Source organism: Enterobacter cloacae complex sp. S2, from assembly GCF_015159675.1.
Lineage (GTDB): Bacteria > Pseudomonadota > Gammaproteobacteria > Enterobacterales > Enterobacteriaceae > Enterobacter > Enterobacter intestinihominis.
The window spans coordinates 31,326-39,482 of sequence record NZ_JADDTS010000003.1; the positions used below are offsets into that span (position 1 = coordinate 31,326).

The following is an 8,157-nucleotide window of genomic DNA, read 5'->3' on the forward strand; positions in this document are numbered from 1 at the left end:
AAATGAGTCTGAAAGATAAAACACAATCCCTGTTTGCTGAAAAATTTGGCTACCCTGCCACCCATATTATCCAGGCGCCAGGCCGCGTTAATCTGATCGGCGAGCACACCGACTATAACGACGGTTTTGTCCTGCCGTGTGCCATCGACTACCAGACGGTGATCGCCTGCACGAAACGTTCAGATCGTAACGTGCGAGTGATCGCCGCGGATTACGGCAACGAAATTGACGAATTTTCCCTTGATGCGCCGATCGTGACCCACGACAGCCAGCAGTGGTCGAACTATGTTCGCGGCGTGGTGAAGCATCTTCTGAAGCGTAACAAGAATTTCGGCGGGGCCGATCTGGTGATCAGCGGCAACGTGCCGCAAGGGGCGGGATTAAGCTCTTCCGCATCGCTGGAAGTGGCGGTCGGCACCGTATTCCAGCAGCTTTATCATCTGCCGCTGGACGGGGCGCAAATCGCCCTCAACGGTCAGGAAGCGGAAAACCAGTTCGTGGGCTGCAACTGCGGCATTATGGATCAGCTGATTTCCGCGCTGGGCAAGAAAGAACATGCTTTGCTGATTGACTGCCGCTCCCTCGGGACCAAAGCGGTTCCACTGCCAAAAGGTGCGGCTGTGGTGATCATCAACAGCAACTTCAAACGCACCCTGGTGGGGAGCGAGTACAACACCCGCCGCGAGCAGTGTGAAACCGGCGCGCGCTTCTTCCAGCAGCCAGCCCTGCGTGATGTCTCACTTGACGAATTTAACAAGGTTGCCCACGAACTGGATCCGGTTGTCATGAAGCGCGTGCGTCACGTGCTGACGGAAAATGCCCGTACCGTAGAAGCCGCCTCCGCGCTGGCGAAAGGTGACCTGAAACGGATGGGCGAGCTGATGGCCGAATCGCATGCCTCCATGCGCGACGATTTCGAAATCACCGTGCCACAAATCGACACCCTGGTTGAAATTGTGAAAGCCACGATTGGCGACAAAGGCGGCGTGCGTATGACCGGGGGGGGATTTGGCGGCTGTGTCGTCGCCCTGGTGCCGGAAGAGATGGTCCCTGCCATTCAGGACGCGGTGGCTAAACAGTACGAAGCCAAAACGGGCATCAAAGAAACTTTCTATGTCTGCAAAGCATCACAAGGAGCCGGACAGTGCTAAACGAAACACCTACTCTCGCACCGGATGGTCTGCCGTATCGCCTGTTAACCCTGCGCAACAGCGCCGGGATGGTGGTTACGCTGATGGACTGGGGCGCAACGTTACTTTCTGCCCGCGTACCAATGCCTGACGGCAGCGTGCGCGAAACCCTGCTCGGCTGCGCATCGCCCGAGCAATATATCGAGCAGACCGCTTTTCTGGGCGCATCCATAGGCCGCTACGCCAACCGCATCGCCAGAAGCCGGTTTACGCTGGACGGCGTAACCTATTCCCTGCTTGCCAGCCAGGGTGAAAATCAGCTGCACGGCGGCCCGGAAGGGTTTGATAAACGTCGCTGGAAGATTGTGCAGCAAAATGACGGTGAGGTCTGGTTCTCTCTGGACTCCCTCGACGGAGACCAGGGCTTCCCGGGCAATCTCACCGCAACCGCACGCTTTACCCTGACCGAAGATAATCGTATCGCCATTGAGTACCGCGCGACCGTCGACAAGCCGTGCCCGGTCAACCTGACTAACCACGCCTATTTCAACCTTGACGGCAATCAGACCGATGTCCGCAGCCACAAACTCCAGATCCTGGCGGACGCGTATCTGCCGGTCGATGAGATGGGTATCCCTTATCAGGGGCTGAAACCGGTAAGCGGTAATAGCTTTGATTTCCGTCAGCCGAAAACCATCGCCCAGGATTTCCTGAGTGATGACGATCAGCGCAAGGTGAAAGGCTACGACCACGCTTTCCTGTTGCAGGCGAAAGGCGATCTTTCTCAACCTGCCGCACAGGTCTGGTCTGCGGATGAGAAGTTACAGATGACGGTCTACACCACCGCCCCTGCCCTGCAGTTCTACTCCGGTAACTACCTGGAGGGGACCACGGCGCGTGAACATAACGACTACGCCGCCTGGCAAGGTCTGGCGCTGGAGAGCGAGTTCCTGCCGGACAGTCCTAACCATCCTGAATGGCCGCAGCCGGACTGTGTGCTGCGTCCGGGTGAAGAGTACGTAAGCGTCACAGAGTATCATTTCATTCCGCGCGCATAATGTCCGGCGGCGCTACGCGTGCACGGGCCTACGAATGTAGGCCGGATAAGCGAAGCGCCATCCGGCAAAAAGCCTGGCCCTCACCGCGAGGGCTTTTTTCCGCTCAGCTTGCTGAAAATAGCGGCGATCGCAGACAAAATCATAACCCTGGATTCACATGCATCTTACACTCTCGAACTATTTTCGCTATGGTTAGGGTTAAGCGTTGCTGCTGGCACAGTCACGGCAATATAATGAGAATTGTTATCATTCAAAATGCTTGAGGAGTAAGAAATGGCTAATACTAAGCTTGTCCTGGTGCGCCACGGCGAAAGCCAGTGGAACAACGAAAACCGCTTCACCGGTTGGTATGACGTTGATCTGTCCGAGAAAGGCGTGAGCGAAGCAAAAGCGGCAGGTAAACTGCTGAAAGAAGAAGGCTTCACCTTTGACTTTGCTTACACCTCTGTGCTGAAACGTGCCATCCATACCCTGTGGAACATTCTGGACGAGCTGGATCAGGCCTGGCTGCCGGTTGAGAAATCCTGGAAACTGAACGAGCGTCACTACGGTGCGCTGCAAGGTCTGAACAAAGCAGAAACCGCAGAAAAATACGGTGACGAGCAGGTTAAGCAGTGGCGTCGTGGTTTTGCGGTCACGCCTCCAGAGCTGAGCAAAGATGACGAGCGCTACCCGGGCCACGATCCGCGTTACGCGAAGCTGACTGAGGCTGAACTGCCGCAGACCGAAAGCCTGGCGCTGACCATCGACCGTGTTGTGCCTTACTGGAACGAAACCATTCTGCCACGCCTGAAAAGCGGCGAGCGCGTCATTATCGCTGCTCACGGTAACTCCCTGCGTGCGCTGGTGAAATACCTGGACAACATGGGTGAAGATGAAATCCTCGAGCTGAACATCCCTACCGGCGTGCCGCTGGTGTACGAGTTCGACGAAAACTTCAAGCCAGTTAAACATTACTACCTGGGTAACGCCGACGAAATCGCTGCAAAAGCGGCGGCCGTGGCGAACCAGGGTAAAGCGAAGTAATTTTCGCCGGACATAAAAAAAGCGTGGAGCAATCCACGCTTTTTTATTGCCCGCGATAAACTTAACCGCGACGCGCTTTTACCGCATCCGCCAGCTGACGCAGGATCGCATCGGTATCATCCCAGCCAATGCAGGCATCCGTCACGCTCTTACCGTAGACCAGCGGCTCGCTGCCCTCCAGATTCTGATTGCCTTCCACCAGATGGCTCTCAATCATCACCCCAATCACTGCGCGTTCACCGTTGGCGATTTGCTGACAAACGTCTGCACCAACTTCCATCTGCTTTTTGAACTGTTTGCTTGAGTTCGCATGGCTGAAATCGATCATGATCTGCGGCGCCAGTCCCGCTTTCTCCAGACCCGCCTTCACTTCCGCCACGTGTTTTGCGCTGTAGTTAGGCTCTTTACCGCCGCGCAGAATGATATGGCAATCACCATTACCGCTGGTATTCACGATAGCCGAGTGGCCCCACTTAGTCACCGACAGGAAGCAGTGCGGCGCGCCAGCCGCATTGATGGCATCAATAGCGACTTTGATGGTGCCATCAGTGCCGTTTTTGAAACCCACCGGGCATGACAGGCCAGACGCCAGCTCACGGTGAACCTGCGATTCAGTCGTACGCGCACCAATAGCGCCCCAGCTCATCAGGTCAGCCAGATACTGCGGGGTGATCATATCGAGGAATTCTCCGGCAGCAGGCAGCCCGCTGTCGTTAATCTCCAGCAGCAGCTTACGCGCAATACGCAGGCCGTCGTTGATCTGGAAACTGTTGTCCATGTGCGGATCGTTGATCAACCCTTTCCAGCCCACGGTGGTACGCGGTTTTTCGAAATAAACGCGCATCACAATTTCCAGTTCGCCCTTCAGCTCTTCGCGCAGGGTGAGCAGACGTGACGCGTACTCTTTGGCCGCAGCAGGATCGTGAATGGAGCACGGTCCGATGACCACCAGAAGACGATCGTCGCTACCTTTCAGGATCTTGTGGATCGCCTTGCGGGCATGAGACACCGTGTTGGCGGCATTTTCGGTGGCGGGGAATTTTTCAAGGAGCGCTACGGGAGGTAATAACTCATTGATCTCTTTAATGCGTAAATCGTCGTTCTGATAATTCATCTTCTTTCCGGCTCTGCCATATCTTTAGTAATGAAAGCAATGCTTTCAATCTAACTTGTCGGTCACGAAGTGTAAACGGGCTTTTACACTTCGCGCAGATAATTCCTGGAATTCGCCTAAAATACGCAACAAAATAGCGAAAAATGAGATCTCGCCTAAGCTTTTTACTTGTAACGACTGTTTTTAAATATTTATACGCGATTCCATCCTGACATAATTCAGGAATCTGGGATCTTTCGCCACTGAACAAGATGCACTGTTGGAGAATGTTATCCAGCGTAACGATAAGAACAGGAGCACCATGATGAAAATGACGAAACTGACTACGCTTTTCCTGACGGCAACCCTTACCCTGGCAAGCGGTAGCGTACTGGCAGCCGATACAGGCTCCTCCGGCAGCAACGGCGACGCGAATGCCGCTGCCGAAGCGGGCCAGGTTGCGCCGGATGCAAAACAGAATATCGCGCCAAATAATGTTGATAACAGTAATATCAACACGGGCAATACCAACACCGGCGGTACGAATACCGGCACGATGAACCATGACGGTATGAGCACTGACGAAGTTCACAAAAACTCAATGTGTAAAGACGGGAAATGCCCGGACCCGAATGACAAAGTGGGCAGCGATGCCAATACCAAAACGGACGGTACTACCCAGTAACCTTCCGTAAGGTAAAAGAGGGAGAGCGAATGCTCTCCTTTTTTATTTAAGCTCTTAAAAACGCTACACTAAAAATAATAATAAATCAGGAACGATACCATGGCGCACTCCCACTCCCATTCCCACTCCACTGGCGATGAAAATGCCAAACGGCTTCTGCTGGCTTTTGGCGTCACTGCCACCTTTATGATTATTGAGGTGACAGGCGGACTGATCTCCGGATCGCTGGCGCTGCTGGCCGATGCCGGGCATATGCTGACCGACGCTGCCGCGCTCCTGTTTGCTCTGCTGGCCGTGCAGTTTGCCCGTCGCCCTCCCAATGCCCGCCACACCTTTGGCTGGCTCAGACTGACCACACTTGCTGCGTTCGTGAATGCGATTGCACTGGTGGTTATTACCATTCTTATCGTCTGGGAGGCGTTTCAGCGCTTTCGTCATCCACAACCGGTAGCCGGAACGACGATGATGGTGATTGCTATTGCCGGGTTGGCCGCCAATATTCTGGCATTCTGGATATTGCACCGCGGCAGCAGCGAAAAAAATCTGAACGTACGGGCCGCGGCGCTTCACGTGCTGGGCGATCTGCTGGGTTCCGTAGGTGCCATCGTCGCCGCGCTGATCATTATGGGTACGGGCTGGACCCCCATCGACCCGATTCTTTCCGTGCTGGTATCGTGCCTTGTATTACGCAGTGCCTGGCGGCTGTTGAAAGAGAGCGTGAATGAACTGCTGGAAGGCGCTCCCACGTCGCTGGATATTGGCGAGCTAAAACGCAATCTGTGTCGTTCCATTCCTGAAGTCCGTAACGTTCACCACGTTCACGTCTGGCTGGTGGGTGAGAAACCGCTTATGACGCTGCACGTTCAGGTTATTCCGCCCCACGATCACGATGCGTTGCTTGAACGTATTCGGCACTTCCTTGAGCATCACTACGAAATTGCGCACTCCACCATCCAGATGGAGTATCAGCCCTGTAACGGGCCAGACTGTCACCTGAACGAGGCGCAGTCCGGCCACTCACACGAGCATCACCATTAGTGGGAAAGCGCGCGAGAGCCACGCTCACGCGCGCTGTTGATCCACATGCGGCTACCGTTCAGGGCAATGACGGTCAGCAGCATATACTCCAGCGACATGGCATAAACGCCCTGACGGGCAAAAATCACCACGCTAATCACGTTGATGACCACCCACAGCAGCCAGTTTTCAACGTATTTACGGGTCATCAGGATCATTGCGGCAATCGACAGCACCATCATGCAGGAATCCCAGAACGGGAAGGCATCAGGCTGAAGCTCAGGCATCGTCACGTTTAATCCCAGACCCGACATGACCGAGACCGCCACGCGCGTCAGGAAGGCAAATACCGGGTCAATAAAGATGGTCATAAAGCCGATTGCCACCACGCAGGCCGCGAGCCAGGCAATGGCTTTTGGCAACGGCAGCCAGCGGATTTGCAGCTCCGCCTCCTGCTGACTGTTTTGCCGCGACCAGGCGTACCAGCCATAGATATTGGCCGCGAAGAAGAACAGCTGCAGAAGCAGGCTGGCGTAGAGCTGGATCTGGAAGAAGATGATCGCAAACAGCGTGACGTTTATCAGCCCGAACGCATAGTTACTGATCTTCTCAAGGCTGGCCAGCCAGATACAGAGTAAACCGGCCAGCGTACCTACCGCTTCAATCCACGACAGGTCATAGCCGCCCGCACCAATCGGGATATGAACCAGGATGTTCTGTGTGCTAAAAAAATCCATTTTTTCTCCGGGGCGTAATAAGTTAAGTACGTAGTGTAGCCGCAAAATCCAGCATACGGTTAAGCGGAATTAACGCGCCTTCGCGCAGGGCGGCGTCTACGTGGATCTCATGCGCTGCGCCACCGATCTCCAGCCCCTCCGCTATCGCCTTAAGTCCATTCATCGCCATCCACGGGCAGTGCGCGCAGCTTCGACAGGTCGCCCCTTCTCCGGCGGTTGGCGCTTCGAGCAGCTCTTTTTCTGGTACGGCCTGCTGCATTTTATAGAAGATACCGCGATCGGTCGCCACGATGAGCTGCTTGTGCGGCAGGGTTTTTGCCGCGTTTATCAACTGGCTGGTTGAGCCGACGGCGTCCGCCATCTCAACAATCGACTGCGGCGACTCCGGATGCACCAGAATTGCGGCCTGCGGGTATAAGCGTTTCATCCTGGTCAGTGCCTGGGTCTTAAACTCGTCGTGAACGATACAGGCGCCCTGCCAGCACAGTACATCCGCACCGGTCTGTTTTTGTACGTAGTTTCCCAGGTGACGATCGGGCGCCCAGATGATTTTCTCCCCCAGGCTGTCCAGATGTTCAATCAGCTCAACGGCGATACTGGACGTTACTACCCAGTCTGCCCGGGCTTTCACCGCCGCAGACGTATTGGCATAGACCACCACGGTACGGTCAGGGTGGGCATCACAGAAGGCAGTGAACTCATCAATCGGGCAACCGAGGTCAAGAGAACATTCGGCATTCAGCGTAGGCATCAGAATCGTTTTTTCCGGGCTGAGGATTTTTGCCGTTTCACCCATAAAACGAACCCCCGCGACCAGCAGCGTGGAGGCTGAATGCTTAGCACCGAAACGCGCCATCTCCAGGGAGTCTGAGATACAGCCACCCGTCTCTTCCGCCAGCTGCTGAATTTCCGGGTCGGTGTAGTAATGCGCCACCATCACCGCATCACGCTCTTTAAGGAGGCGCTTGATTTTTTCACGATAGAACTGCTTCTCATCCCGGCTTAGCGGAGCTGGCTTCGGCGGGAAGGGATAGATTGCGGTTTCGGGATCAAACATCACACTCATTATGGCTTCTCGTTTTACTGGCTTAACAATATTGCCTTTGTTTTGCATGAGAGAACAAAAATGAGGCAATGGTGTTTTATATACTAAACAAGATAGCGAATTTGAGGGGGGAATGTCATCGGGAATTGATGCCGGTAGCATTTGTCGGCTGGTGGCTTCGCCTTACCCGACCTACAAGGTACTGGCGAAAGACAGATAGCAAAAAGGCGCCTTTAGGGCGCCTTTCTACATTGGTGGGTCGTGCAGGATGACTCGGCTTCGCCTCGCCCTTCGGGCCGTTGCTAAAGCAACGTTATCCTTCACGTGTAGTATCTGAGTAAGACATTAAAATTGGTGGGTCGTGCA

At 54.6% G+C, this 8,157-nt stretch carries 8 protein-coding genes; 5 read left to right on the plus strand and 3 right to left on the minus strand.

Going from position 1 to position 8,157, the window contains the following annotated elements:
- Nucleotides 1-2 precede the first annotated feature (2 nt).
- From galK to gpmA, 3 genes are all read left to right on the plus strand, one after another.
- Nucleotides 3-1,151 carry a galactokinase gene (gene galK / locus IPZ49_RS02620; RefSeq protein WP_063138033.1) on the plus strand — a complete coding sequence of 383 codons (1,149 nt, stop codon included), beginning with the start codon at nucleotides 3-5 and terminating at the stop codon, nucleotides 1,149-1,151.
- Complete coding sequence (gene galM / locus IPZ49_RS02625) at nucleotides 1,145-2,188, plus strand: galactose-1-epimerase (RefSeq protein WP_023299620.1); 1,044 nt, start codon at nucleotides 1,145-1,147, stop codon at nucleotides 2,186-2,188. The genes galK and galM overlap by 7 nt, the downstream gene beginning before the upstream one ends.
- A gap of 273 nt (nucleotides 2,189-2,461) precedes the next feature.
- Nucleotides 2,462-3,214, plus strand: a complete 753-nt coding sequence (gene gpmA / locus IPZ49_RS02630) for a 2,3-diphosphoglycerate-dependent phosphoglycerate mutase (RefSeq protein WP_003858562.1) — start codon at nucleotides 2,462-2,464, stop codon at nucleotides 3,212-3,214.
- A gap of 61 nt (nucleotides 3,215-3,275) precedes the next feature.
- On the opposite strand, the gene aroG is transcribed toward gpmA, so the two are convergent.
- Nucleotides 3,276-4,328, minus strand: a complete 1,053-nt coding sequence (gene aroG / locus IPZ49_RS02635) for a 3-deoxy-7-phosphoheptulonate synthase AroG (protein WP_022647478.1) — start codon at nucleotides 4,326-4,328, stop codon at nucleotides 3,276-3,278.
- A 304-nt stretch (nucleotides 4,329-4,632) separates the two neighbouring features.
- Between aroG and IPZ49_RS02640 the strand changes: the two genes are divergently transcribed.
- The gene (locus IPZ49_RS02640) at nucleotides 4,633-4,992 is read left to right on the plus strand and encodes a protein YbgS (protein WP_022647477.1); all 360 of its coding nucleotides are present in this window, start codon (nucleotides 4,633-4,635) and stop codon (nucleotides 4,990-4,992) included.
- Between the two features lie 99 nt (nucleotides 4,993-5,091).
- Complete coding sequence (gene zitB, locus IPZ49_RS02645; protein ID WP_063146877.1) at nucleotides 5,092-6,030, plus strand: CDF family zinc transporter ZitB; 939 nt, start codon at nucleotides 5,092-5,094, stop codon at nucleotides 6,028-6,030.
- Here the strand turns inward: zitB and pnuC are convergent.
- Both pnuC and nadA read right to left on the minus strand, forming a co-directional pair.
- Nucleotides 6,027-6,746 (minus strand): nicotinamide riboside transporter PnuC, encoded by a 720-nt coding sequence (gene pnuC / locus IPZ49_RS02650; protein WP_045621771.1) that lies wholly within the window; start codon nucleotides 6,744-6,746, stop codon nucleotides 6,027-6,029. The two genes, zitB and pnuC, sit on opposite strands and share 4 nt — an antisense overlap.
- Nucleotides 6,747-6,768: 22 nt before the next feature.
- Nucleotides 6,769-7,812, minus strand: coding sequence for a quinolinate synthase NadA (gene nadA / locus IPZ49_RS02655; protein WP_032676358.1), 1,044 nt, complete (start codon nucleotides 7,810-7,812; stop codon nucleotides 6,769-6,771).
- Between the last annotated feature and the right edge of the window lie 345 nt (nucleotides 7,813-8,157).

What these genes read in the sequence shown, in the direction of transcription:
- pnuC (WP_045621771.1), bottom strand. Translation starts at nt 6,746, where the DNA reads ATGGATTTTTTTAGCACACAGAACATCCTGGTTCATATCCCGATTGGT.
- galK (WP_063138033.1), top strand. Translation starts at nt 3, where the DNA reads ATGAGTCTGAAAGATAAAACACAATCCCTGTTTGCTGAAAAATTTGGC.
- gpmA (WP_003858562.1), top strand. Translation starts at nt 2,462, where the DNA reads ATGGCTAATACTAAGCTTGTCCTGGTGCGCCACGGCGAAAGCCAGTGG.
- aroG (WP_022647478.1), bottom strand. Translation starts at nt 4,328, where the DNA reads ATGAATTATCAGAACGACGATTTACGCATTAAAGAGATCAATGAGTTA.
- zitB (WP_063146877.1), top strand. Translation starts at nt 5,092, where the DNA reads ATGGCGCACTCCCACTCCCATTCCCACTCCACTGGCGATGAAAATGCC.
- nadA (WP_032676358.1), bottom strand. Translation starts at nt 7,812, where the DNA reads ATGAGTGTGATGTTTGATCCCGAAACCGCAATCTATCCCTTCCCGCCG.
- IPZ49_RS02640 (WP_022647477.1), top strand. Translation starts at nt 4,633, where the DNA reads ATGAAAATGACGAAACTGACTACGCTTTTCCTGACGGCAACCCTTACC.